Source organism: Anatilimnocola floriformis, assembly GCF_024256385.1.
In the GTDB taxonomy this organism is placed as follows: Bacteria; Planctomycetota; Planctomycetia; order Pirellulales; family Pirellulaceae; genus Anatilimnocola; species Anatilimnocola floriformis.
The window spans coordinates 1,859,808-1,885,601 of record NZ_JAMLFW010000002.1; the positions used below are offsets into that span (position 1 = coordinate 1,859,808).

16 protein-coding genes and 1 tRNA gene are annotated in these 25,794 nt (G+C 59.3%); 13 read left to right on the forward strand and 4 right to left on the reverse strand.

From position 1 onward, the window contains the following. The first annotated feature begins 678 nt into the window (after nucleotides 1–678). A tRNA-Gly gene (locus tag M9Q49_RS31960) sits at nucleotides 679–750 on the forward strand. A gap of 69 nt (nucleotides 751–819) precedes the next feature. Here the strand turns inward: M9Q49_RS31960 and M9Q49_RS31965 are convergent. After that, nucleotides 820–3,954: a YCF48-related protein gene (locus tag M9Q49_RS31965; protein WP_254513379.1), complete on the reverse strand. Its 3,135-nt coding sequence runs from the start codon at nucleotides 3,952–3,954 to the stop codon at nucleotides 820–822. 277 nt (nucleotides 3,955–4,231) lie between these two features. Between M9Q49_RS31965 and M9Q49_RS31970 the strand changes: the two genes are divergently transcribed. Then, nucleotides 4,232–4,669 carry a response regulator gene (locus M9Q49_RS31970; RefSeq protein ID WP_254513380.1) on the forward strand — a complete coding sequence of 146 codons (438 nt, stop codon included), beginning with the start codon at nucleotides 4,232–4,234 and terminating at the stop codon, nucleotides 4,667–4,669. Between the two features lie 92 nt (nucleotides 4,670–4,761). After that, nucleotides 4,762–5,502 carry a sugar phosphate nucleotidyltransferase gene (locus M9Q49_RS31975; protein WP_254513381.1) on the forward strand — a complete coding sequence of 247 codons (741 nt, stop codon included), beginning with the start codon at nucleotides 4,762–4,764 and terminating at the stop codon, nucleotides 5,500–5,502. Here the strand turns inward: M9Q49_RS31975 and M9Q49_RS31980 are convergent, their stop codons facing one another. Beyond that, nucleotides 5,503–5,829, reverse strand: a complete 327-nt coding sequence (locus M9Q49_RS31980; RefSeq protein ID WP_254513382.1) for a hypothetical protein — start codon at nucleotides 5,827–5,829, stop codon at nucleotides 5,503–5,505. A 185-nt stretch (nucleotides 5,830–6,014) separates the two neighbouring features. Here M9Q49_RS31980 and M9Q49_RS31985 point away from each other — a divergent pair, with 185 nt between their 5' ends. Both M9Q49_RS31985 and M9Q49_RS31990 read left to right on the forward strand, forming a co-directional pair. After that, entirely contained in the window at nucleotides 6,015–7,439 is a 1,425-nt protein-coding gene (locus M9Q49_RS31985) for an aldehyde dehydrogenase family protein (protein ID WP_254513383.1), read from the forward strand. Nucleotides 7,440–7,465: 26 nt separating this feature from the next. Beyond that, entirely contained in the window at nucleotides 7,466–8,359 is an 894-nt protein-coding gene (locus M9Q49_RS31990; protein ID WP_254513384.1) for a YihY/virulence factor BrkB family protein, read from the forward strand. Between the two features lie 181 nt (nucleotides 8,360–8,540). On the opposite strand, the gene M9Q49_RS31995 is transcribed toward M9Q49_RS31990, so the two are convergent. Continuing rightward, nucleotides 8,541–9,068: a hypothetical protein gene (locus M9Q49_RS31995; protein WP_254513385.1), complete on the reverse strand. Its 528-nt coding sequence runs from the start codon at nucleotides 9,066–9,068 to the stop codon at nucleotides 8,541–8,543. Nucleotides 9,069–9,315: 247 nt separating this feature from the next. Between M9Q49_RS31995 and M9Q49_RS32000 the strand changes: the two genes are divergently transcribed. The 3 genes from M9Q49_RS32000 (at nucleotide 9,316) to M9Q49_RS32010 (ending at nucleotide 10,574) form a co-directional block, all read left to right on the forward strand. Continuing rightward, on the forward strand, nucleotides 9,316–9,555 hold the full coding sequence (locus tag M9Q49_RS32000) for a hypothetical protein (protein ID WP_254513386.1): 240 nt from the start codon (nucleotides 9,316–9,318) through the stop codon (nucleotides 9,553–9,555). A 353-nt stretch (nucleotides 9,556–9,908) separates the two neighbouring features. Next, entirely contained in the window at nucleotides 9,909–10,130 is a 222-nt protein-coding gene (locus M9Q49_RS32005; protein ID WP_254513387.1) for a hypothetical protein, read from the forward strand. 9 nt (nucleotides 10,131–10,139) lie between these two features. Then, nucleotides 10,140–10,574, forward strand: a complete 435-nt coding sequence (locus tag M9Q49_RS32010; RefSeq protein WP_254513388.1) for a DUF6428 family protein — start codon at nucleotides 10,140–10,142, stop codon at nucleotides 10,572–10,574. Between the two features lie 6 nt (nucleotides 10,575–10,580). On the opposite strand, the gene M9Q49_RS32015 is transcribed toward M9Q49_RS32010, so the two are convergent. Then, on the reverse strand, nucleotides 10,581–10,844 hold the full coding sequence (locus tag M9Q49_RS32015) for a hypothetical protein (RefSeq protein ID WP_254513389.1): 264 nt from the start codon (nucleotides 10,842–10,844) through the stop codon (nucleotides 10,581–10,583). Nucleotides 10,845–11,291: 447 nt separating this feature from the next. Between M9Q49_RS32015 and M9Q49_RS32020 the strand changes: the two genes are divergently transcribed. The 5 genes from M9Q49_RS32020 to M9Q49_RS32040 all read left to right on the forward strand — a co-directional run bounded on the left by M9Q49_RS32020 (nucleotide 11,292) and on the right by M9Q49_RS32040 (nucleotide 25,721). Beyond that, nucleotides 11,292–21,698: a dockerin type I domain-containing protein gene (locus M9Q49_RS32020; RefSeq protein WP_254513390.1), complete on the forward strand. Its 10,407-nt coding sequence runs from the start codon at nucleotides 11,292–11,294 to the stop codon at nucleotides 21,696–21,698. A gap of 582 nt (nucleotides 21,699–22,280) precedes the next feature. Then, complete coding sequence (locus M9Q49_RS32025; RefSeq protein WP_254513391.1) at nucleotides 22,281–22,718, forward strand: acyl-CoA thioesterase; 438 nt, start codon at nucleotides 22,281–22,283, stop codon at nucleotides 22,716–22,718. A 175-nt stretch (nucleotides 22,719–22,893) separates the two neighbouring features. Beyond that, nucleotides 22,894–24,816, forward strand: a complete 1,923-nt coding sequence (locus M9Q49_RS32030) for a hypothetical protein (RefSeq protein ID WP_254513392.1) — start codon at nucleotides 22,894–22,896, stop codon at nucleotides 24,814–24,816. Between the two features lie 75 nt (nucleotides 24,817–24,891). Further along, nucleotides 24,892–25,194 carry a type II toxin -antitoxin system TacA 1-like antitoxin gene (locus tag M9Q49_RS32035; protein WP_254513393.1) on the forward strand — a complete coding sequence of 101 codons (303 nt, stop codon included), beginning with the start codon at nucleotides 24,892–24,894 and terminating at the stop codon, nucleotides 25,192–25,194. Beyond that, a complete protein-coding gene (locus M9Q49_RS32040; protein WP_254513394.1) occupies nucleotides 25,191–25,721 on the forward strand; it encodes a GNAT family N-acetyltransferase in 531 nt (176 codons plus the stop codon). Before M9Q49_RS32035 ends, M9Q49_RS32040 begins: the two co-directional genes overlap by 4 nt. Nucleotides 25,722–25,794 lie beyond the last annotated feature (73 nt).

Below are 25,794 nucleotides of genomic sequence, written 5' to 3' on the forward strand. Positions count from 1 at the left end.
GGGTCAGAAGATTTTATTTCTTCGTCTTCGGTTCAACTCTGCGAGTTCGACTTCCCAGTGGGGCGAACTCAGTGAACCGCCTGTTGCAGGACACGTCAGGCGGAATCGAATCAACGATTCATTGCTTGACGTCTTTGCTCAGTACGTCCCGAAATCTTAACGCATCTTGGGTTTCGGAAAAGGGGGTAGCTCACGCTTTTTCACAATTCCTTTCTGGTTTGCTTCGGTAGGCCTACAAACAGGCTGTAAACCAGCGAAAACAAGCCAGTTACCCGTGATGAGGAGCCCCTTTCATCGTCGAGCTGTGCTGCATTTCTTCAGAGAAAATCCTGCGGTCGCAGGCTTTGCCTCGGTGGAAAAGTTGGCGCTTGCCGATTGTGGTCGGAGATCAAGATCCTCTCTGCACCAGCAAAAACTAGCGTAAATCACGTAAATCGCTCGCTTCCTGGTTGCAGCGCCAACTCACGCAGCGGCTCGCATAGCTCGCGGATAGAGCACGAGGATCGTTAATCGTTGAATGCTCGTTCAGTTCATCGCCACACTTTTCAGGAAACGCGTATCGCACATAGGCGAGCGTGGCTCTTTGTTGCGAGCTGCAGAGCAGCGTCCCTGCGGCACGCGAACTTTCTGTTGATTGCGTGCGTCCAGATTGCGTGGCATAATTGCCGCATCGTCTTCGCGAGTGTAACTCAGTGGTAGAGTAGTACGTTCCCAACGTACCTGTCGTGGGTTCGATCCCCATCACTCGCTCTTCAAACCCCGGTAATTGCCGGGGTTTTTTCGTTAGTGCGCGAGCTTGCGACGCTTGGCGACTGAAGGCTACTCAAAGATCCACAGCCCAAAGCCCTCGGGGCGAATGGTGGCCGTGGCGGGATGGGTGAAGGACTGCAGCGGTTGCCCGGGGATGACGCGTTGAATTCCCACGGCCCAGAGATCTTTCGGCTGCGGCGGTTGGTCGGTGAGTTCGATCCAAGCGATCGCTATTTCAGCCGTCCAGTAGTTTTCATCGCCGGCAGCAGCGACAAACCACGTAGGATTCCACGATTTGTCCCCCGCGCAGGCGTCTGTCGTAAAGCCGCGACTGTCGATGGCCAGCGTGTAGCAGGTGCTGTAATCGCGATCGAGGTCGAGATGGATCTGCACGTGATCGAAGGCCGCTAAATCGCTGTCGCGAGGCCGCGGCGAATCATCGGTGGCGTATTTCACGCCCGGCGATTTCGCGGCACTTACGGCAAGATACAAAAACTCCTTGTCCCAAGCGGCGACCACGACGGCAGCCGTGTTGGCGTCGGTTTCGGCGGTTCGCAGGGCGACGGGTTTGGCGTTTTGCCAGAGCGGATCGTCGAGCATGCCGTCGAGTTTCGGCCGTGCCGAGGCGGTCACACAGGTGAGGTGCTTTTTCGGGGGAATGCCATTTCCATGGCGACGCCATTGTTCGGCGGCGACGGCTTGCGACCAGGGATTGTTTTCGCCGAGGTTCGTCAGTGGTTCGAGCAACCGATCGGCCTGGCGATCGTTGCCAGCCAGGCGATGGGCGACTGCTAGCGGAAAGCGGACGTGTGGCTCGGCGTAGAGTGTGGGCTTTGATTTTTCCAGCAATTTGCCGATCGCAATCGCTCGGTTGGCTCGTTCGGTGGGCGAAGAATCAGGGGCTGCCGTGGTGCGCTGCGTGTCGCCGGCGACTTGTGCTTTTACGGCGGGTAACGCTCGCGGCAGCTTCTTCTTATCACCATCCAGTGAAGGTCCTTGCACGGCTTCCTCCAGCGGCGTGGTTGCGGTCGCAAGCTTCACTTCATACGACGTGGTTCGCCGATCTCGCCAGGCGATTTCGCTGCTGATCGATTGCTGAATGAGGAGCACGGCAGCACGATCGGCAAGCGGATGCTGCGGATGCCGTTCAAGCAGCAATTGCAGGGCTTCGGTCGTGGCCTGGGGACGGCCTGCTTGTTGATATTTTTGAGCCAGTTGATAAAGAACCTCGCCGGCACTTTGGCCCGAAAGTCCCTTCGTCAGGTCCTCGATCTGGCCCAGCCAGCCGGTATTGGCTGGATCGTTGTTGTCGGCTTGGGTCAGCAATTGCTGCACGTTGTGTCGCTTCTGCGCGGCTCGGCTGAGGGCATCGAGATTGTCCTGCACCACTTCGGGCAGATTGCGCCTCGCTCCACCGCCGGGCGACAGAGGAATGCCGCTGAACAGATCGCGCCGGCCGGTTTGCTGCGGCAAATGATCGAGCAACAGCGAAAGTGTGATCTGCGCCGGGCCTCGTTCGTAGTCTGCTAGCACCAGGCCACTGCCGCGCTGAGCATATTCGCCAATCGAACCGCCGAGCCGAGGCGCCCATTGAGCGGCCGAGAGCGTGACCGCGCCCGTGCGGCCGTTGTTTTGCACGCTATAGACCTTCTTCACTTTCCAGACTTCCAGGCCGGCGTGGCTCGTGAGTTCCGAGGCGAAAGTTGGATCGGCGGCCTGCTGCACGGCGGCCAAAACGAGTTGGTTAGTGAGGTGGCTCAGCGGGTTATCGCCCCGCGGACTGACGTCCTCGGTGAGGATGACATCGGGCCGCCAAGTGCGAATGCGGCGAACGAGATGGGCAATTGCATTGCGACTGGCCTGGCCGTCGCTCAGTTCATTCCAATAGGCGAGCGTGGCTTCCGCAGTTTGCGTGTCGGCGTTGCTGCGGAGCGGAAACTGCCAGGAAGTATCGGCGCCGCTCGCACCAATGGCGACCAGAGCTTCGTGCGTGCGGCGGGGCAGCGAAACATTCGTCGTGGATTGAGAATCACGATCCTGCCGGCCGAGGATTTCGCAAATCGTCAGATAACCGTCGTTGCCAGCATTGGCTGCCAGCACTTCAAACGGCACGCGTTGTGGCTGGCTGAACACGCCCATTAGCGCTGCCCGATTGCCACCGCTGCGTTGCGGACGCCACGACTTTCCGCCGTCGCGCGTATGCAAAATCGTGCCGAGCGCGCCGACGGCCCAGCCGCGGTTTTCATCGAGAAAAGTGAGGGATTTGAGGGGGGCGAACTGATCGGTCCGTTGCTGCTGCCAGGTCTGGCCGTTGTCGGCAGAGTGAAAGATAAACGTTCCCGGCGAACCGGCAATCCAGCAATGCGAGCCGTAAGTTGCGAGGGCCCGAAAATCGAAATAGGTGGCCGCCGACGGCAGCGCGCTGGGCGGCGATGTCCATGTTAATCCGCTGTCCTTCGTCAACAGCGCCAGGCCGCCGTCGCCGATCAGCCAGCCGTCGGTGGCAGTGCCGAGCTTCATGTTTCGCAGATATCGCAGGCCGAGATCGGTCGTGCGCGAGGGCCTGATTTCCACGCCCACCACCACGCCAAGTTCACCCGCTTGGCCGGCCACAGCACCGCTCCGCGCATCGCGAAAATCGCCAGCAATCCAGCCCGTGGTGTTTCCTTTCGAGATCGGCGTCCAGGTTTGGCCGCTGTCCTGCGTGCGGAAAACACCGGTCGGATACAGGCCCGACGAGTCGCCCCAAATCCAGCCGTTTTTGGCATCGAGAAATTTCACGCCACGCAGACCGGGCAGCGTATCGGTGCGGATTTCGGTCCAGCTATCGCCGCCGTTGCGGGTTTTCAGCAGCACTGCGCGGGTCAAATGCGTGTGCGGTTGCGTGATGGCACCGACCACAAAACCGGTGTTTTCATCGAGAAATTGCACCGCTTCCCAGCGACAGTTGAACGGCGTTTCTTGCAGCTTCCAGCCGCGGCCGCCGTCGCGGGTGTGCCAGATCGCCCCGCGATCGCCCACGGCCCAGCCGCGGTCGGGGTTGGCAAAAAAGACACTCGTCAGCTCGGCATCGTCCAAAAACGACAGGGCCACGGGATTGGCAGCCGAGGCGGTCGAGGCAGCGATCGTAACGATCAAAGCAAAGAGCCAGCGCGCAATTCGAGCGCGGGGGTGGGTATTCAACTCGGCAGTCCCTGCACGCATCGCCTTCTCCCTTACGTCGCCTTCCTGGCGTTTGGGAGTGTAACTGGTGGTGGCGCAAGGAACTATGTCAAATCCTTGCATCGGCCGATCCGCCGACATGAGTTTTTGGGATTCTGTGTCCCTAAGTCGATAACCGGCAGCAATTTGCAACCGGCGGTGGCAGCGGTCGCGGTTCGGCCAGTCGACGCGTCTCCGTAACCTAAACTTAAGCAGCAGAAGGGGCTGCTATGTATTCCTGCCGACGCTTTGCAGCCGGCATTTTTCTATTGGGGCGGACATGACCACGATTCGTAAACTGAACCTGTTTGTTGTCGACGACGATCCGGCGCTGACCCGCCTGGCCGATAAGTATCTCCGAGCCTCGTTCGCCGATCGCGTGACGCTCGTGACGTTTAATGATCCGCGCGACGCTCGCCAGCAGATCGAAGACACCGGCTGCGACCTGCTGATTTCGGACATTCAAATGCCTGGCCTGGGCGGCATGGAAATGCTTCGGATCGCCAAACGGCGGAACGCCTGGACGCAGGTCATCTTTATGACGGCGTTTTCGACCTGGGATTGCATCGCCGAAGCCATCGAAGCCGGGGCCTGCGATTACCTGCTGAAGCCGCTGGTCCGCGAGGATCTGCAGCGCGTGGTCGATCAGTCGTGCGAACGCCTCGCCCGCTGGCAAAAGGTTGTCCGCGAGACCTGGCAGCAACCGGCCTGCGTTTAGGCCTGCCTTAGCTGCGGCGTCAGTGGGAAAGTCCTACCCGCTTCCCCCTGGCTGACGCTGCGGGGTATGAAATACGAACAAGGGGAAACAGTATGACCACCGCCGTCGTTCTTGCAGCTGGCATGGGCACACGGATGAAGACCGACCTGCCGAAGGTCCTTTGTCCCGTTCTAGGCAGGCCGATGATCGAGTACGTGCTCGACGCACTCGAAACGGCCGGCGTCGAACGCGTCATCTGCGTCATCGGCTATCGCGCCGAAGACGTGCAGCAAGCGCTCGCCGCGCGCAAGAACCTCGAGTTCGTGCTCCAAACCGAACGTCTCGGCACCGGCCACGCGGTGAAGATGGCCAAGGACAAGTTGCAGGGCGTGAACGGGCCCGTCGTGATCGTGGCCGGCGATTCGCCGATGCTGCAAAGCTCGAGCTTGCAGAAGTTGCTCGCCTATTTCAGCGAGAAACAGCCCGCCTGTTTGCTCGGCACGCTCCACAAAGACAATCCGCACGGCCTGGGCCGAATTGTCCGCGATGCCAGCGGCGGCTTTGAAAAGATCGTCGAAGAAAAAGACGCCACCGACGAGCAACGGCAAATCACCGAAGTGAACATGAGCACTTATGTGTTCGCCGCTCCGGAATTGCTGCATGCTCTCGATCTGCTGAAGAACGAGAACCGCCAGCGCGAATACTATCTCACCGACTGCCCCGCCATTTTGCTGGGCGAAGGCAAATCGGTCGCCGCGTTGCCCGTTCTCGAGCCGTGTGAAGCCATGAGCATCAACACGCCCGAAGAATTGACCGTCGTCGAAGACGCATTGCGACCGATGCTCGCAAAATAATTACGCCGATTCGCCGTTGCTGAAATCTTGTTGCAGCCGATCGAGTGCGAGGAGCAACCGGCTCCATTCGGCAACCACCGGCAGCGTGGCCAATTGCTCTTCATCGGCTCCGCCGAAGCCGCGCTCGCTCACGGCGATGGTGTCGCCGAGAAAGTAGTGCGAATCTGCGGCTTGGAACGACCGGCCCGGTTTTTCGTCGGCTTCTTTGCCGGCGAACGGCATGGCTTCGCTCAAGCAGCGGTGCACGGCCCAGATGGCAGCAGCCCGAGCGTGGTCGGCTTCGATGACGAGGTTCAGGTTACCGGTGCTGATGTAAAACTTAGCCATGATGAACTTCCTTATTCGGATGAGATGTTGGAGTAGCGTGAGTGTTTGCCTCACACCCATCTCATCGCGAACTGTTTGACAACTCAGGTCAACGGCGACACGATCCTTTCAGCACAGGCCGGCGCGGTAAGATGTGACGTTGCTAGCGATTGTTCCGCAGGCCGGCGAATTTCCAGGATCTGATCATGAAAATGTTCGTAGGTGGCGAGTGGCTCGCCGGCACCAAACAAGCCGAGGTAAGGCATCCGTTCGACGGCCACGTCGTTGATACCGTGCCGCAAGCGTCGGCTGAGGATGTTGAACGCGCGCTGGCAGCCGCCGTCGAAGGCGCGCGAATCATGGCCAAGGTCACGGCCTACGATCGCTTTGTGATGTTGCGCAAGGCCGCCGATGCGTTGCTGGCGAAACAAAAGGAGCTCGGCAGGCTGATCAGTCTCGAGGAAGGAAAGACAATCACCGAAGGCGAGTTTGAAGTGACTCGCGCGGCGACGACGCTGGAGGTCTCTGCCGAGGAAGCGAAGCGCTTGACCGGTGAAGTGCTGCCGCTCGACGCGGCTCCCGGCGCTGCGAACAAACTGGGCTTCACGCTGCGGGTGCCGTGCGGTGTGGTGGTGGCGATCGCTCCCTTCAACTTTCCCCTGAATCTCGTTTGCCACAAAGTGGGCCCCGCGCTCGCGGCTGGCAATGCGGTGGTTCTGAAACCGGCGAGCAACACGCCCCTCTCGGCGATCCGCCTCACCGAGATCTTGCTCGACTGCGGCGTGCCACCCCTCGCGCTGCAATGCGTCACCGGCAACGGCGGCGAGCTCGGCGTGCAGCTGTGCAAAGACGAACGCGTGCGCAAGATCACGTTCACCGGCAGTGGCGAAGTCGGCAAGAAGATCTGTGCGGTCGCCGGTCTCAAACGAGTGACGATGGAGCTCGGCAGCAACAGCCCGCTGATCGTGCTCGACGATGCCGATCTGAATAAAGCGACCGACTCGATTCTCGCCAGCGGTTACGGCAATGCCGGCCAGGTTTGCATTTCGGCCCAGCGGATCATTGCTCTGCCGAAAGTCTATGACGAACTGATCGCGCGCTTGCTGCCGAAGGTCGAAGCGTTGACGTGTGGCGATCCGCTGAAATCGTCGACGCGGATGGGCCCGATGATCCGCGAGACCGATGCGGTGCGCGTCAACGAATGGGTGCATGAAGCCGTTTCGCAAGGAGCGCGGCTCGTCACTGGCGGTTCGCGCCGCGGCACGTTGCACGAGCCGACGCTGCTGGTCGATGTGCGGCCCGAGATGAAGATCTCGCGCGATGAATTGTTCGGCCCTGCCGTGGGTGTGCTGCGGGCGGCGAATGTCGACGATGCGATTCGGCTGGCCAACGACAGCCGATATGGATTGAGTGCGACGCTCTTCACGCAGGATATCGATGCCGCGATGAAGTTTGCCCGGCACACGGAATGCGGGAACCTGCACCTCAACTGGGGCCCGGCTTGGCGAGCCGATTTGATGCCCTACGGTGGTTTGAAAGAAAGCGGCCTGGGCAAAGAAGGACCCAAGTACGCGATCGAAGAAATGACCGAAACCAAGACGGTAGTGATTCACCTGCCGGCCGATCATTAGACGGACTTCATTCGACGGAACTCGTGATGCAGCGACTACGGGCCGCAATCAAACTCGTTTACAAAACGTTGAAGGAAGCGACCTTCGAATGGCTGCAGGACAACGGCCCGCGCATGGGCGCGGCCCTGGCCTTCTACAGCATCCTGTCGATCGCGCCGCTCCTGCTGATTGCCATCGCCATCGCCGGGCTCTTCTTCGACCAGTCCGTAGCGCGCGAGCATCTCGAAACGCAAATCAGCGAACTCGTCGGCAAAGAAGGAGCCAGTGCGATCAAGGTGATGCTCGAAAGTGGCACGCGACAAGGAGGTCGGTTGGCGACGCTCCTGGGCATTGGCACGTTGCTCTTCGGCGCGTCGGGCGTCTTCGGCGAACTGCAAGCCGCCATGGATGCCGTTTGGGACGTCAAACCAAAAACGCTCGGCGTGTGGGGTTTTCTGCGGACTCGCTTCCTGTCGTTCACCATGGTCATCGGCACCGGCTTTCTGCTCCTCATCTCCCTGATCATCAGCACGCTGATCGCCGGGTTGCATGAGTCGCTGCAAGGCGCCGTGCCGCAGCTCGAGTTCGTCTGGCATACGACGTCGTCGCTCATCACGCTGTTCATCGTCACGCTCCTGTTTGCCCTCATTTTCAAACTGCTGCCCGATGTCAAAATCGCCTGGCGAGACGTCTGGTTCGGCGCGTTCCTAACCGCGGCCCTGTTTTCGATCGGCAAGCTGGCCATCAGTTTGTATCTGGGTAAAAGCGGCCTGGCCTCGGGGTATGGGGCGGCTGGTTCGCTCGTGGTGCTCCTGGTCTGGGTCTATTACTCCTCGCAAATCCTCTTCTTTGGCGCCGAGATCACCCACGTCATCGCTCGCCGTCGCAATCGCCGCATCGAGCCCGCCCCCCACGCCGAAATGGCTCATTGCAAGGATTAATTCGCTGGCGAGCTATCGTCCGGAGGCCGCCGCGCTCGGCAGGTGTTATATTATAACAAGTTATATGGAATTGATTTTGTCGTAAGTTGTTTTATGGTATGGCTTTGTGTTGGCTTGGTGTTGCCAGGCCATAACCTTTTATAACCCCTGTGTTCGCCGGGCTGAAACATCTGTCTGCGAATTATTCGTGCGCGATTTGGCCTTCGACAACTCGCGACCAGCGGCGATTTTTCGACGGCCGGGCCGACTTTTCGTCCTCGGTCTGTCCGGTGACGGCGGCTAATTGCCGGGCTGCCATCATGGCCAGCTTCAGATATTGAGGGTCACCGTCGGGGTTCTGTACGGCCGTCTCCTCGGTCGTCTTCAACTCGCCATTCACCCACTTCTGCTTGATCCGCCAAGCAGGCTGTTTCGACTGCTCGAAGGCAGAGGTCGCTTCGTTCATGAGGAACTCAAGACGCTGGGCGTAGATTCGCTGCGCCTGTCGCCTGGATTCCTCGGGTGTCAGGTCCGAAACTTCCTCGGCGAGCATCCGTTCTACTCGCTGAATCGCTTGTTTGGCCCGCAGCAGACTCACGCCGTACGCGTTGGCCACTTCCTGCACGTTGCGGCCGCAGATCATCACGAGGTGAAAGATCTCTTGGTCGGTGCGGAGTTTTTGAGTGTCGGATTTTGCGTTCTGAGACAGACGAGAAGGTTCTTTTGCCACTGCCGATCCTCCGTTCCAGCGTCCATTGAAATCACCATGTAGGCCACAAAACTGACGATATCGGACAAGTGGCATTTTGTCCAGTATTTATGAAAGATTGGTGTCGCTGGATCGGATCGTCGCGTACGTTTCCGTACACTAGTTTTCCGCGGCTAAAAACGCGAAACTGCAGGGACACATCTATTCGCCGCGGGCCGCTAGAAGGATTTTGGCCCCTCGCTCCGAATTCTTTTTCCGGGAGCAAGTGATGAGCGGATCGGCCACTACCAAGCGTTTCGTTTGGCGACCATTGACTAACGATGCTGGCCAGCTGGAATTGTTCGACACCGGCACCAGCCGTCAGGTTGCGGTGATTACCGGCGAGGGAAGTCATTATCAATGGACTCGCAGCACGAGCCTGCTGCTTCACGGCGCACCGCCGGCAGCTGGCGAAGAGACCACGCTGTTGCGAGCCAAGATCGCCGTCCTCACGGGAATACCAGGCTGACACGGAAGTGCGACCCGCGGCGTGTGTGGATGCAATGGTTGTTGTTTTCTTAGCCACCAGCTTTAGCTGGTGGAGTGAACGCGCAGAGTGCCCGGCTTTAGCCATTGATGCCTGCGGTCCTCTGGAATGGCTAAAGCCGGATGCGTTGATTGGCTGACACCACCAGCTAAAGCTGGTGGCTAAGTGAGACGAGTGCCCGTTCTAGTGCCGACTCGCCGAAATATCGCGGGTGCTTAATCCCGTGGCAGCGAACAGGGGCAAGATTGTTAAGTTGTTGCACCCGACTATATTCATAGATTCTTATAAACTTCAGAGTTTTTGCCAAAGAGCCGCCGCCCCGATACGATGCGGGGATGCTTCGTTATGAGTGGAAAAAAGTCGCGGACGATCTCTATCAGCTGATCGATTCGATTTCGCGCCGGCCGATTGCCAGCGTGCAGCAGCAAGGCGAGCGCTGGCATTGGATCCGCAATACCACGGTGAAGTTGCAGGGAGCGCCCGCGGGCGAGGGTGACTGCGAAACGTTGGAATTGGCCCAGGCTGCCGTTCTCGCAGGATTGCCCAATCAACTTTAGGATGCGGTTATGAATACCAGTCAAGTCATCGAAGTGCTCGCGGCTCATCGCAACGCCCGGTTGCATGTCATGCTCCCCAGCGGCGAATTTGTGCCGGCGCATTTTCACGTCACCGAGATCGGCCGGGTGCAAAAGTCGTTTGTCGATTGTGGCGGCGTGCGGCGCGAGTCAGAGACGTGCGTCATGCAGGTCTGGACCGCCAACGACGTCGATCATCGTCTAAACGCCGGGCGATTGGCCCAGATCTTTAGCATTGCCAGGCCGGTGCTGGGCGAGCACGATCTGCCCGTGGGAGTCGAGTACGGGCCCGAGGTGGCTTCGCAGTACTTCGTGTCGGATATCGAAGTGACGCCGAAGGGGCTGTTGTTTGTGCTCGTTGGCAAACAGACAGAATGTCTGTCGCCCGATCGTTGCGGTGTTGGCAGCGGATGCTGCAGGAACTGACGTGAGCTAATCGAGAAACGCAGGATCGTTGAGTTCCTGCTCTTGGATTACCGCGAGGAGTTGTTCAACGCGGGTGATCTTCTCGGCGATCAGTGTTCCCTGCGGATTGCTACTGGTGGGATCGATATCGAGCCGGTTGCCGACATAGACGTTGCCATCTTTCCAGCGCAGCCATCGCTCCGGGCCGAAGTGGCTTTCCCACCAACCATCGGCTAGTTGATGAAAATCGTTCACCTCGAACCAACTGGGCGTGAGCGGTGTTCTTGTCATCGCCTCATCTTACGAGTTCTGGCAGAGGCGCGTGCGAGAATAGTTTGCGGCAAAGGAGCAGCGTCGGTTTCTGCGAGCTAAATGAACGCCCTGTTCGGAGCTGGTATTTCCGCGTCGCGAGTCTTCCCGGTTTACGTCGTTTGGTTGCGGTTTGAAGCAAGAATATGCGGCTCGAAAGTTCCGCCGACGAACCCAACGAATTCTGACGCAATAGCTAGATAATTGGTTCCATTTTTTGACTCGAATCATGACAAGAACCACAGGAATTCTGCCCGCTGCTAGTTGACGCGGGATACCGCCGACCGCTACCATCCTACCCAAATTGCCGGTATTTCCAGTTGTGACGATTTGTCAGTGCTGGGGACGCGGCTGTCCGCTGCGATTATCCGCACATTCTTTGAATTGGGTTTGTTCCCTGCCCGTATTACTCGGCTTAGGAGTTCTTTCGTGAGCACCCGTCAGTCCAACCGCCGCTCTTCATCTCGCCCCACCCAGCAGACGCACGGACGTGCCCGCGAGCAATTCTTCAGCCCTCTCAAGAAGCGCCGCTCGCGCACGCTGCAATTCGAAAAGCTTGATGAGCGACGAGTTTTGACTTACACGGCCACCTTGGCCGGAGCGGCCGCCGTTCTGACTGGCAACGGGACCGGTGACACGCTGATCATCGATCAGTCGGGCGGTCTGCTACGCCACAACCGGCTAGGCGACGCGGGTTTCAACAGCGCATTCGACTTCGACACTACGGTGGCTGGCGACCAGACGCTGGCCGCTTCGGCTGCGTCGTCGATCACGGTCAACACGGTTGGCGCTGGCGCCGATATCGTGCAATTCGGCACTGCGGCGGCTCCCGCCAGTACGTTGCTGGCGCAGTTGATCAACAACAACAACAGCACCGGTGCCGATCAATTGATTGTGGATGATTCGACAGGGGCAGCGAACACCTACAGCTACTCCACGTCTGGAGTCACGGGCACAGGCATCAACGTCGTCAACAACGCGGTGAGTGATGGTGGCGTGACGTTGCGGACGGGTGGAGCCGGCTCGACCGTTAACGTCCTCTCGACGTTCACCGGCGAAGCGCTGACGCTCGTCGGTTCGGCAAGTACCACCGTGAACATCGGCAACGGCGGACTGACGGCGAACATTGCTGCAGCGGTAAACATCTCGAACCCCTCGGCGTTCACGTCGGTAAACATCAACAATGGTTCCGATACGACGGCTCGGACTATTGCGGTGAGCAACGGCAGTGTCACCGGCATCTCGGCCGGTGCGATTAACTTCAGTCAAAACGACATCAGCAATCTCACGGTGAACGCAGGTAGCGGCGCCGACACGTTCAATATCACCAGCACGCAGGGACTCGGTGGCACGAACGTCAACACGTTCAACGGCGGCGGCGGCAACGATGCCTTCAACATCACCTCGACCGGACTGGCCGGGGCCAACAACTTCAACGGTGACGGTGGCGATGATGCCTTCAACTTCGCCGGTGTTCCGGCTGTCACTCCGGTGAATGTCGATGGCGGTCTGCAAACGACGGCCGATGGCGACGTAATCAGCATTCTGACGGGAACGGTCGCCAACACGGTGCGGCACTTCTTTACGAATGCCTCGTCCGGCAGCATCGAACTCGACGGCGACAACGTCGACAACGGTGGCGCTTTGGAAGCAGTGATCAACTACACCGGCCTCGAACCGATTAATGACAATACGAATGCCGTCAACCGCGTATTCACGTTCAACGGCGGCGCCGAGACGATCACATTTGGCGATAACGCGACCGTGGGCGACAACATCTCGCGGCTGTCGTCGACGCTGGCCGAACAGGTCGACTTCCTCACCCCTACGGGAACGATGGTGGTCAACTCGGGCGCTGGTCCGGACGTGATTACGCTGAATGCCCCGGACTCGCTCTTCAACACGCCGACGATCACCGTCAACGCCAGCACTTCGGCCGACACGATCAACGTGATTGCCACGCGGGCTGGCACGACGACCACGATCAACGCAGGCGATGGCCTCGACAGCGTTAACGTCGGCAACACGGGGACGGTGGGCGTGCCTGGTGCGCTCACGCCTGTCGCTGGCGCTGTAGTTGTCAACGGCCAAGTGGGCGGCGCGAATCTGGTGGTCGATGGCAGCGGCGCTGCCGTTACAGCCAACTACGCGCTCAGCGCCACGCAAATCACGCGGAGCTTGCCGGCTGGTTTCGGCGGAGTTACCTATTCGAATCTGAACACGCTGTTGCTGACGGTGGGCTCGGGAGCCAACATCGTCGATGTGACCGGCACGCCCGTAGGTGTAACGACGACGGTGAGCACGAATGGCGGCGCGGACGTGGTGAACGTCACTGCTCCCGCCTTGCAATCGATCCTCAATGTCAACGGCGGCGATGGTGACGACACTTTCAATATCACTGGGGTCGCGCCCCCGGTCGCGGTCATCAACATCGACGGCGGTTTGCAAACAACCACTGACGGCGACTTGATCAATATCGTGGCCGGCACCGTGTCGAACACCGTTCGTCACTTCCTCGATACCACTTCGAGCGGCCGGATTGAGTTCGACGGCGACGCAACCGACAACGGCGGCGCTGCCGAATCGACCGTGAACTACGTCGGTCTCGAGCCGATCAACGACAATGCCAATGCCGTGAATCGCGTCTTCGATTTCGGCACGGGGAACGACACCGATGTGGTGATCAGCGACGACGCGACGGCGGGCAACAACATTTCGCGGATTGCCGCCCCGTTGAATGCCGAGCTGGTGAACTTCCTCAGCCCAACGGGCACGCTCACGGTGAACTTGGGTGTCGGCGACGACATCATGGCGGTGAATGCCTTCGACTCGGCTTTCCCAGCCGGCGTGACGTTTAACTACAACGGCGGCGATGGTAACGACGAAATCCGCGTCGGTGTCACTACGACCACTTCGACCACGAATGTTTTCACCGACATTGGCCTTACCGACCGGACGACGATCGGTCGCACTGCGGCGGGTACGGCGGTGAGCTTTGCTCAGTTCAACCAAGTGGCGAATGGCACCACGCTCGCAGGAATCGTGGGCACTTCGCTGAACATCCACGACAACGGCTTGGGCCAGGTTTACATCGATGATTCGGGCGATGCGACCGCTCGCACGTTCAATTTCAACGCGAATGCGTCGATTCCAGGTTTCGCGGTGCCGGGCATTTCGGTGACGGGTGCTCCGTTCACCGGCTCGATCAATTACTCGACGTTCATGGAGATCGCGCAGTTTGCCGCTGGCACGGGCAGCGACACGCTGAACATCAACGCCACGCACAACAATCCGAATACCGGCAGCGATTCGTCGACGTTCTTCGGCAATGCCGGCAACGACACGTTCAATATCAACGCTGGCGCCTTGGCTGGCGAAAGCAACAACATGCAGGGTGATGCGAACGATGACACGTTCAATGTCAACCTGACGAATGCCAACCTGATTACGGCTCCGCTGTTTATTCGTGGTAATGCCAATGACTTTGGCGGCGGTGTGGGAAGCCGCGATGTGGTGACGATCAACGACCTGGCGAGCAACACGCTCAATGTGTCGATGACGTATACAGGCGCCATCGGCGGCAGCGAAGTGCTCGTCACGGGCCTGAACCAGACGCTGAACGTCAGCACGTCTGAAACGATCGACTACAACGGCTCGGCGGCGAACAACGATACCGTCACGGTCTTTGGGACCACAGCTGGCGCCGATCTCATCTCGGTCGTACCGGTGGATCCGGCTCGCGCGCTCGTCTTCAACGGCGGCAATCCGTTTGATAGCCCACCCGAAGTGAATGCTACGAGCCTGCCCGGTGTTGCCGGCGGCAGCGCTGCTCCGGACTTGGATCTGTCGGGTTTGACCACGGCCACCGGTTTGACCATTCAAGACAACGGCGCCACGACTGGCGACCGGCTGTATGTCTACGGCGAAAGCGAAGTTGGCCTGAGTGATGGCAACACGTTCAATCCGTTCGGCTTCGGCGCTGGGTTGATCACGCCAACCGTTGGTGCTGGCAATGCCTACGACGTGATTACCTCGAGCGATACTCAAACCGTCGTCAACAACTACGTGGTCGTGAATTACGACGCCGCGGACTTTGTGCAAGCCGTGCCGAATGTCGATTCGGCCATCGTGGTGAATGCCGGCTTTGAAGGAAATCCGCCGGCCACGGTTGGCATTGATCCAGCCGATCAAATTTCGCTGACCTTGTCTTCGGCTTACAAGTTTCAAGTGAACGGCGGCGATCCCGATCCGGCCACGACCGGCATCGTGCCGCCCGATGGCGACGCGCTGGCGATTGCTGGATTCTTCCCGGTCATCAATGTCTACAGCACGAAGAATCCCGGCGGTCAGCCGGTGGTGACGATGCAGTTCCCGGGCTCGGGCAACCTCGGCTTCTCGTATAGCTCGATCGAGAACCTCGGGCCGTTCTCGGCTGGTACGGTGAATCTGATCGGCGACAACAACGATCCTGCCGTCGATCAGAACGACAACTTTGTTGTCGTGGGCCGTGACGTCGATTCGCAATTCGGCGGCGATGTGGATGGCACGAACGAATTCACCTTGCAGATCAACGGCAGCCAGCCGATTGCCTTTGCTGGTGTGCAGTTCCTGAATGCATATGGTGACGATCAGAACCCGGCTCCCGGCACGCCGAGCGTTGGGCCGAATGACATCGATACGCTCGAAGTCACGCCCTATGCCGACGACACCCCGCGGGGCTGGGGCATTGATGTGGGCTTCAATGAAGGTAACCCGGTTGGCGCTGATGGCGCGCAGGCCGATTTGCTTATCCTGCACACGGCCTTGTTCGGCGGTCAGGTGAGCGAGAACATCGTCATCAAGCCCTCGGGCACCGATGACGGCGAAATCATTGTCACGAACGCCAGCTTCGGCACGCCGATCGTGGACATCGATTTTGTTGCCAACACGGACATCATCATTCGCGATGACGACGGCTTCCTGAACGACACCGATACGGTGACGCTGCTCGGTACCAATCCGAACACGGCGCAAGTGAGCGGTAACGATACGTTCACGTTCAATGCCGACGCGGATATGACGGTGGCTGAACCACTGGTGACGGTGGTCGATTCGAACGCACCGGCCAACATTCTTTATCGTCTGCGTGAATACACCACCGCGGGCAACCCAGCGGGCTTCCACGACAGTCTGACGATCAACGGCCTGGCTGGCAACGACACGATCAACCTGATCGGTGGTTCGGAGCCGCAGCAGGACAATCAATACACATTCCTCGGTGGCGATGGCGACGACGCGCTAAACATCGACATGCCGAATGGGGTCATGTTCAATGGCACGGGCTTGTTCTTCGACGGCGGCAGCGGTCGCGACTCGCTCTCGATTCGCAATTCAGCGGCGCTTAACAACGCCGTGACCTCGTCGATCTATACGGTCGGCGCGGCCGTGGGCGCGGGACAACTGCGATACATCGACGGCTTTTCGTCCGACATGGTGGTCGACTTCGTCAATCTCGAACCGGTGGTCGATACGGTTGTTTCGGCGAACCTGATCGTCAATGCGACCAACGCGAACAACGCGATCAACTATGCCGCGGGCGTGGTTGCCACGAACGGTCTGGTGTCGGTTGATGATCACGAAACGATCGAATTCAGCAATAAGACGACATTGACGCTCAACGCTTTGGCTGGCGCCGACACGATCAATCTCAACAATCCGAACGTGCCGACCGCGCTGACGACGATCAACGTCAACGGCGGCGATCCAGCCATCGGCGATACGGTGATTGTCGCGGGGACGACGGGAACCGATACGGTGGCCTTCACGGCGACCGATTTCAATACGGCCAGCATCACCGTCGCCACGCGACCGACCGTGAACATGGATCTGGTCGATCACATTGTCTACGACGCCAACGAGCAAGTCGGCTTCGATCAATTGACGGTCAACGGTACGATCATCGACGACGTATTGACCTATTACGCGGGAAATGGACCGATTTCGTTCGGCGGAACTTTCCGCTCGATCGTCAGTCCCGACTTCGATTTCCTCCGCACAGGCCGAGTGACGTTCAACGGCGGCGGCGGGACCGACACTGCCAACTACATTGGTACCGAAGGGGCGGACGTGGTGACTTCGACCGCGACTGCGGTTACGTTGGACGCCCCTTCGTCGCTCACCGTGCTGACCATGGATGCGTCCGTCGAATTGCTCAATCTGAAGCTACTCGGCGGTGACGATACGGTCGATCTCGATCTGAACCTCGGAGCGCAGGCCCGCGTGATTGATGTGGGCGCTGGCAACGACAACGTTGATTTGTCGGGCGTGCTCGACACTGGCATTTCGACAATCTACGGCGGCGATGGAAACGACAGCATCCTCGGCAGCCCGAATGTCGATTTGATCTACGGCGGTTCGGGCAGCGATTTGCTCCGCGGTGGCGGTGGCGTTGACACGATCTACGGCGAAGACGGCGACGATACCTTTGGTGTCGCTGGCGTTGGCGCTCAGGACGCCGGCAACGACTTCTTCTACGGCGGTGACGGCAGCGATCTCTTCATCTGGAACCCGGGCGACGGCAACGACCTGATCGAGGGTGGCGCCGGCGAAAGCGATCGCTTGCTGTTCCTGGGAAGTGCGGCGGCCAATACGTTCGTCATGAATCAGGTCGGCACGCGACTGGAGTTCCTCTTCGGCGCGGTCGATCTCGATCTGGCGGGCACTGAAGAAGTCGTGGTCAATACGTTGCCTGGCGCAGACAACGTCACCATCAATGATCTGTATGCCACCGATGTGCGGCACATTACCGTCGACCTCAACCCCGGCGATGCCGACATGGTCACGGTGAACGGTCGCGATGTGACTGATGCGGTGAACATCAACACGACCGCGGGCGTGACGGCGATCACCGGGCTGCGGTACGACGTGCGGATCACCACGGCGGTGCTGGCCGACAACGACGTGTTGATCTTCAATGGCAACGATGGCAACGACAACATCGTGGTCAACGAAGCCACTTCGGCCTTCTTTGCGGCGCCTAACCTCCGCGTGAACGGCGGCAACGGCAACGACTTCATCAGCGGTCACGGCTCGCTGAGCGGCGACGCTGGCGACGACACGCTGATTGGTGGCCTGCAAGCTCAAACGCTGAACGGCGGCACGGGCAACGATTATCTCAGTGGTGGTGCTGGCGTCGATCTGCTCAATGGCGATGCCGGTGAGGACACGTTCCTCGTCAACTTCGATGGCTCGACCGACGTGATCAACGGCGGCGCCGATTACGACACTGTGGTGATCCTGGGCACGGCGGCCAACGATTTGATCGCCGCCAACCAGACGGCGGCGGGCACCTTGGTGTCGTCGCTCAACGGCGTGAACGACACCGATACGATCAGCGACGTCCAGCGAGTTCGCATCGAAGCCAACAGCGGCGACGACATCATCTTTGTGCAACACCTCGAAGCGCTGAGCACTGATGCCACGGTTAATAGCGTGCTGTTCGACGTCGACGGTGGTGCGGCCTACACGGCTGACCGCCTGGTGGTGCAAGACAATGGCGCTAGCAATGTGATCATCTATCGCAAGTCGGAAACGGCGGGCGCTGGGTCGATGACAATTGCTCCAACCTTCGCCGAACCGCTGTACACGGTCTTTACCGGCATCGAGTATGCCGATCCGATCACAAGCAATCCGAACAACATCTATCTCTTCAAAGCCGATCCGTACGAATGGAACGGCAACTTCCAGAATGCCACGCACCTCGGCGCCGGCAACACGCTGAACGTCGATCCGGTGATCGATCCAGGTATTCCGAACGTCGTGCTGCCGCCGGGCTTCAACAATCCGCCAGCCGATGAAGACTACTACCGCATCGAAGCGAATGTCACCGGCACGCTCGACGTGCAAGTGTTCTTCCGCCAAAACGCCGGCTTGCCTGGCAGTGGCGACCTCGACATCAACCTGCTCGACGCCGCTGGCAATGTTGTCGCCAACGACCTCGACGTCGACGACGATGCTCGCATCCGCGTCCCTGCCGTCGAAGGCCAGATTTATTACCTGCGCGTCTTCCAAGGAACCGCCGGCGCGCTGAACACCTACAGCGTGACGATCATCAACGAAGCGGCCCCAGTGCCGTTCTCGTTGGAACTGGACGACGATCCGGTCAACGGCACGCCGAACCCACCGGGACAAACCGACAACAGCGATACCGGTCGGTCGCAAAACGACAACATCACGTACGACAACACGCCGACGATCATTTTCCGCGTGCCGGATAACAAGCTGATCAACGACGTGCCCGACAACAGCCCGGGTCAACCTGGTCTGCCGGTCGATGGCGACATCATCACCATTCCGTTCCAAGCCGATACCGGTAATGTCGCGCTGCTCGCCGGCTTCCGCGTGGCCGTCTATCGCACTGAGAACAACGTTCGCGTGCACGTTGGTTATGCCACGTCGCTCGGCAACGGCTTGTACTCGTTCACGTTCCCGGCTGCGATTCCCGATGGCTCGAACTTCATCTCGGCTCGCGTCGAAATGACCGATCCATCGCTGCCGCACAACCAAGGCTTTGGCGCGTTTGCTCAAGACCTCGAGATCTTTGTCGATACGGTTGCTCCGCCGGTGTTCTTCGGTCAACAGTCGATCGCGACGGATGGCTTGCATCCGAATAGCGACTCGGGCGTCCTCGGCCCGCAGCCGTCGAACATCGCGACCCTCAGCGATCGGATCACCAACGACACGACGCCGACCTTCTGGGGTCGCGCCGAAGCCAATTCGATCATCCGTGCTTATGTCGACGTCAACGGCAACGGTGCTGTCGATCCGGCGACGGACATCTTCATCGGCTTCACCACGGCGGTTCCTTACGACGGCACGAACCAACTCGGCAATGCAACTGGCAATGAACCGAACGGATATTGGGAACTGACCTCGACGGTCAATCTCGATTCGCAAGCGGTTCTCACCGCGCTCGGCGTGCCGGCCGGTCAATCGGGTGGTTTGCGGCGGATCCTGGTTTCGGCCGAAGACGTCGCGGGGAATATCACCAGCGGTGCTGCTCAAGTGCAGCTGCTGAACATCTTCATCGACGAACAAGGTCCGCAGGTCACTGGCGTGACCATCACGGGCAATCCGGGCTTCGACATCTTCGATCCGAAGTCGAGCAACGTCGGTCAATCGCCGACGCCGCTGGTCAACTCGCTGTCGATCGGCGTGCAGGACTTCCCGGCCCGGTTGGTTCCGCCGCCTGTGGGTGGCCCGGCCACCGATTACCCGGCGTTGCAGGAAACCATCGCTGAGATCGCTGCTCACTACGAAGTGCGCGGCGACTTTGTCGGCCTCGTGCCGATTCAAAGCGTCAACTTCATTCCGAACGCAGCCGTCAACGGCCAGCCTGCGACCGGCACGATTGTGATCACGTTCTTCAAGCCGCTGCCGGACGATCGCTTCACGTTGACGATTCACGACGACGTGGTCGATCCTGCTGGCAATCGGCTCGACGGCGAAGTGAATGCAGCTGAACCGCAAGAGAATCCGATCTTCCCCAGTGGCGATGGCGTCCCGGGGGGCGACTTTGTAGCTCGGTTCACGGTCGACACTCGGCCGGAACTCGGCACTTGGGCGGCTGGCTCGGTGTGGGTCGATACGAACGGCAACAGCATCTTCGATCCAGACAATCTCGATTTCACCAATCGCGACATTGCCTACTTAATGGGTTACACCAGCGATGAACTGTTCGCCGGTAACTTTGCCAACCTGGGCGTAGCCGACGGCTTCGACAAGTTGGCCGCGTACGGCAAGGTTGGCAACGTTTGGCGTTGGCAGATCGATACCGACAACGACGGCGTGCCGAACATCAATCTGGTCGATCCAGCGGGCATCAACGGCTTCCCGGTTTCGGGCAACTTTGCTCCCGGACTGGCCGGCGATGAAGTTGGCTTGTTCACCGGCAGCCGCTGGTACCTCGATACCAACGGCGACTTCAACCTGCAAACGGGTGTGACTCAACTCGGTTGGACGTTCAACGGCGTGCAAGTGACGGGTCACGGCTTCACCGGTGACTTCGACGGCGACGGTGTGACCGATCTGGCCAGCTGGTCGAACGACGTGATGTATCTCGACGTGAGCACGCTCTCGGGCGGTGCGCCGAACGGCATCATCGACCGCGCGTTCCGCTTCGGCTTCCCAGGCAACCGCGAACGGCCGATCGCCGCCGACTTTGATAAGGACGGTTTCACCGACATCGGTCTGTGGACGCCGGATCGCACGACGCAAACTCCGGGCGACGATGCCGAGTGGTACATCCTGGTGTCGGGCGGCACGAGCCTGCTCAACCGGATCGTGGTCGATCCGATTCCGGCGCCGGGCGCTGTCACGTCGAACATCATTCCGTTCAAGCCCACGCCGTTCGGCAACGACTTGTACTATCAATACGGCGATGAGTACTCGCTGCCGGTCGTGGGGAACTTCGATCCGCCGCTGACGCCCGTGACTCCTGCGACGCTGTCGGCGTTGCAGAATCCACGCAACGCGCTCGACGTGAACAACGACGGGCGAATCACGGCCTTCGACGCGATTGAAATCATCAATCGGCTGAATCAGTCCAGCACCGGAGCGCTCGAAGCACCGCGTTCCTCGTTCATCCGGGCGCCGTTTATCGACGTTGATGCCAACGGCTACGTCACGGCCTTCGACGTGATTCCGATTATCAACTACCTGAACCTGCATCCGACGGGTGGCGCTGCCGAAGCAGTCGCAGGCGAAGCTTGGAGCGCCGGCGAAGACGCAGGCGTCGACGAAACATTGCTGTACCTGCTCGCCAGCGAGCAAGAACAGTTGCGTAACAAGCAGGACTAACCTGTTCGCGAGTTCGCTCGCTGCAGAGTTGTGAAAATAGAAGGCTGCATCTTGAAAGAGATGCAGCCTTTTTTGTTGACGCCAGTCAGGGAGGGCGAGGCTCCTGCCGAGCCGCTTCGGTGGATTTGCGAGTGCCGCCGGCGATTGCTTTCGACCTACGCGGCTCGGCGGGAGCCTCGCCCTCCCTGAAATTGCGTGCAGCGTTGGAGTACCGAGGAGAGGGGGATTTCGACACGTGCGCAAACCGCAACATGGGCGGCATTCCCACCGTTGGCTCGTTTGGTTATAATCACTCACGCAACGTTCACGCGTTCCACACACCCACCTTTCAAACTCAACCAGGCAGCCTCGGCGATTGCAGGTGTCGTAAAAGACGCGGTAATTGTCGGCCACCCACCCGGCACTGGTTTCCTCTCCGAGCCGCACTCTCCAGATGCGTGCGTGTTGGATACTCGTTATCCAGCGGCAGGAACTCCCCCTTTGCGTTAGCAAAGATGACAGCTTCGTGAGTTGGCAATCCAACCAACAACGGCGATGCTATCAGCCTTGTGCACGAGAGCGGTGTGACCGGAGGAACCACGGATGAGCGACAAACTTTTAACGAAATACCCAGTCATTCTGGAATGGCCCGTGCAATGGGGCGACCAGGATGCGCTCGGGCATGTAAATAACACGGTTTATTTTCGCTGGTGCGAGTCAGCCCGCGTGGCTTACTTGCAGCGGCTCGGTCTAGAAGCATGGATGAAGCCGACTACGCTCGGCCCGATCCTGGCCAAGATCGAATGTAACTACAAACGGCAGTTGCACTTCCCCGATACGGTGCGAATCGGATCGCGGATCAGCCAGCTAGGCCGTAGTAGCTTGACGATGGAGCATGCCCTGGTGAGTAAAACACAAAATGCCCTGGTGGCTGAGTCCACTTCGGTGATTGTGGTGTTTAACTATCAGACGCAACGCCCCGTGCCGATCCCCGCCGAAGTGCGGGAGGCGATCGAGCGCTTGGAACAGATTAATAAATAAAGAGTTATGAAATAAAGGAGCGAGCACGGGACGAAACACAACAGGCGATTGCGTCGTTAGTTGATCGGAACAAGTTTGAGGCACGCGTCGAGGCCAGCCGCCGGAACGGCTGACCGACAGATTTTTGCTGCTCCCGGCAAATCATCTGCGCCGCAGAAAGAAGGGAATCCATCCTATGTGGGAATCGACTACATCGGCCGCCATCCATGTGCACGCTGTTGCGCTGGCTGTCGCTGCCGCCGGAATTTGCTGGGCCGCCCTGGTGGCGGGTCTCAGCCGTTGGCATTGGTTCTATCGAATCGGCGCGCTCTGTGCGCCGCTGGTGTTGCTCCTGCCGATTCGGGCTTACGAGCCCCTCGTGCTCTTGTGCCCCGTCGTGTTGGCGCTGGCAGGAACCGCCGCGCTGCTGCGTGGTAGCTGGGAACGCCAACTGAGTGTTCGCCAAGGCAAGCCGCTGCAAACGACCAGGCTGCGTTGGCGCTGGAGCCTGCGCGATTCGATGCTCGTCATCACCGTCTTCGGCGTGGCCTTGGGCGTGCTGGTGCAATTGCCCTGGCGGGGCCTGAACATCTTCTGGCCGGGCTTGGCCTTTGACGGATTGCTGTTGTATTTGATGTGCGTCTTTGCCCTCGGCGTGATCGGCCTGCGCTTTGGTTTGGTGTGGGTGGTGGCGCTGTTCGTCGCCGTTTCGACCGGCATCATTCTGGAATCGACGCTGGGCGACGGTTTGCGGGCCGCGTACTTGATCGGAGTGTCGGGGCCGCAACATTTGAATTGGCCGCCGCTGGCAGAATTCTACCTGGTGTTCACCGCGCTCCTGCTGATTGGTTTGTGGCTGGTGCGGTGGTGCTGGTCCGTGGCCGATCGTCCCGTGCAGTTGGCGCAGCGATATCGGCTGGTGGGTTCACTCGCGGCAATCACGGCAGCGCCGGCCGTCGTGCTGTATATGGCGATGTTCGTTGGGCCGCAGCCGGTTGTCACTCCCAAGATTCGCAACAACAGCCTGCCGCAGTTTGTGGCTGTTTTGCAGGAGATCGAGAAGCTGGGTTTGGGAGACATGAGCCTCGAAGAGGTTCGGCGGACTCATCCTCAGCAGCAGTTTGACCAGGCGATCGAGGGTTACTATCAGCAGGCCCTGCGGATCGTGAAGCAGCCGGGGAGTGTCTCGCTCGAAGGAAGTTTGCAGGTCAACGAACATTCGCTTTCCGTGCAAGAAAAGCAGCTGTCGCTCATTCGCATGCTCGCGCGGAAGTGGTCGAAGGAAGCAGATTATTCGATGCGTCACGGCGATGTTCGCCGGGCCGTCGACTTCGATCTGGGTATTCTCCGCGTCGGTAACTATTTGGCCCGGGGCGGCATTCGCATGCACGTGCAAGCCTCTCACGCGCTCAAGCTCGACGGCTTGACGCACTTGAGTATGCTCCGCGATCGGCTGCCAGCCGATCTGTTGCCCGCGGTGCTCGACGTGTTGCAGTTGCTCGACATGGGCGATGAAGATCCAGAGCTGACGCTGCTGCGCGATCACTACTGGACCGACGTCGCTCAGGGTTGGCGAAACCGCTTGGAAATGGTGGTGCAGCGCGTGCTGCATGTGCCGAACAGCGAAATCACCGCGCTGCAGGCCTTGAAACAACCGTTGCTGCGCGAGACCACGCTGCGGCGATTGCTGGGGACGGATCTGGCCCTGCGATCGTATCGGCAGGACACGGGCGCCTATCCGCCGTCGCTGGCCGAGCTCGTGCCGCAGAGGTTGCGTTCGCTGCCGACCGATCCTTATTCTCAGCAACTGCTGATCTATCGACCCGATCAGCAACACTTTGTGCTGTATAGCACGGGTCCCGATACCAAAGATGACGGCGGCAAGTTCAGCCGTTTCGGCGAGCACCCGACCGTCACCGGTTACGACTGGAATCTGGAAAGCCTGCTCCGCTTCGGCTGGCGCGGCAATGGCCGCGGTCCTGGCCCGAGTCGCCCCGGCTTTGGTCCTGGCGGCCCTCGTCAGCCTGGCACCTGGGCCTCGCCCGGTCGCGATGGCGGCCGGCGGTTTGACCGGCCGGGGTATATTCGGCGCGAGCGCGAACGGGAAGAAAAGCAGTAGCGCTCATCGCCCAAGTTTCCTCGAGTTCATTTGCTTGTATTGCAATTTGCAATACAATTGGATCAGGAGCTCAGCATGGCGAAGGCGAAATCAAAGGCGAAATCAAAGGCAAAAAAAACCAGCCCACTAATGGTGCGACTGGATGAACGCAGTAAATCGGCGCTGGCAAAAGCGGCCAAGTTGCGCCAGGTGAGCGTGAGCGACTATGTGCGATTGGTAACTGTTCCACAGGCTGAGCGGGAAATCGAGGCCGAGGAGCAGCAGACGATTTTACTTTCTCCAACAGAGCAGTTGGAGTTCTGGCAGGCGCTTCAAGCCACTCCTCGACGAACCCCGGCACAACAGGAATTGGGGCGCTTGATGCGAGGGAGCAAGTGAAGTCGGTTGAGTTACTTGCTTGTTATCGTTGGTCCACGCTGCACCGCGACCAGCCTCGAAAGGCATTCTCATGTGGGCAGGTCGATGTCGACGTGTGGCTGAAGACCAAAGCACTTCAACATCAAGATAAACGTCTTTCCGTCACCAAGGTCTTGCTTGCGCAGAATGCAATTGCGGGTTTCTACACACTCGCAACTGGCCAAGTCGATTTCGGCGATTTGCCCACAAGTATCGCGAAAGGACTTCCACGGCGTGCGTTGCCGGTAGCGGTGCTGGCGTGGCTTGGGATCTCCAGCCAGGTTCAAGGGCAGGGGTTGGGACGAATCTTGTTGTCTCAGGCTCTGCTCGACTGCCACACTGCTGGACAGACATTTGCATTTACTGCTGTCGTTCTCGACTGTGTAAATGATCAAGCCAAAGCGTTTTATCAGCGTTTTGATTTCCAGGAAGTTCCTGGCAGGCCCTATCGCCTATATCTGTCGGCAGCAGAACTCGCGAGTTTGTTAGAAGCGGAATCGCAAGCCTGAGCGCGACCCAGTCCTGATTCATTGAGTCAATCAATGTTGCTATGAATTCCAGCACATGGCAATCGACTCCGTT

Bases quoted from the DNA above. Each gene is read 5' to 3' on its own strand.
- M9Q49_RS32030 (WP_254513392.1), top strand. From the start codon at position 22,894: ATGTGGGAATCGACTACATCGGCCGCCATCCATGTGCACGCTGTTGCG.
- M9Q49_RS31975 (WP_254513381.1), top strand. From the start codon at position 4,762: ATGACCACCGCCGTCGTTCTTGCAGCTGGCATGGGCACACGGATGAAG.
- M9Q49_RS31970 (WP_254513380.1), top strand. From the start codon at position 4,232: ATGACCACGATTCGTAAACTGAACCTGTTTGTTGTCGACGACGATCCG.
- M9Q49_RS32005 (WP_254513387.1), top strand. From the start codon at position 9,909: ATGCTTCGTTATGAGTGGAAAAAAGTCGCGGACGATCTCTATCAGCTG.
- M9Q49_RS32015 (WP_254513389.1), bottom strand. From the start codon at position 10,844: ATGACAAGAACACCGCTCACGCCCAGTTGGTTCGAGGTGAACGATTTT.
- M9Q49_RS32010 (WP_254513388.1), top strand. From the start codon at position 10,140: ATGAATACCAGTCAAGTCATCGAAGTGCTCGCGGCTCATCGCAACGCC.
- M9Q49_RS31965 (WP_254513379.1), bottom strand. From the start codon at position 3,954: ATGCGTGCAGGGACTGCCGAGTTGAATACCCACCCCCGCGCTCGAATT.
- M9Q49_RS32025 (WP_254513391.1), top strand. From the start codon at position 22,281: ATGAGCGACAAACTTTTAACGAAATACCCAGTCATTCTGGAATGGCCC.
- M9Q49_RS32035 (WP_254513393.1), top strand. From the start codon at position 24,892: ATGGCGAAGGCGAAATCAAAGGCGAAATCAAAGGCAAAAAAAACCAGC.
- M9Q49_RS31985 (WP_254513383.1), top strand. From the start codon at position 6,015: ATGAAAATGTTCGTAGGTGGCGAGTGGCTCGCCGGCACCAAACAAGCC.
- M9Q49_RS31990 (WP_254513384.1), top strand. From the start codon at position 7,466: ATGCAGCGACTACGGGCCGCAATCAAACTCGTTTACAAAACGTTGAAG.
- M9Q49_RS32000 (WP_254513386.1), top strand. From the start codon at position 9,316: ATGAGCGGATCGGCCACTACCAAGCGTTTCGTTTGGCGACCATTGACT.
- M9Q49_RS31980 (WP_254513382.1), bottom strand. From the start codon at position 5,829: ATGGCTAAGTTTTACATCAGCACCGGTAACCTGAACCTCGTCATCGAA.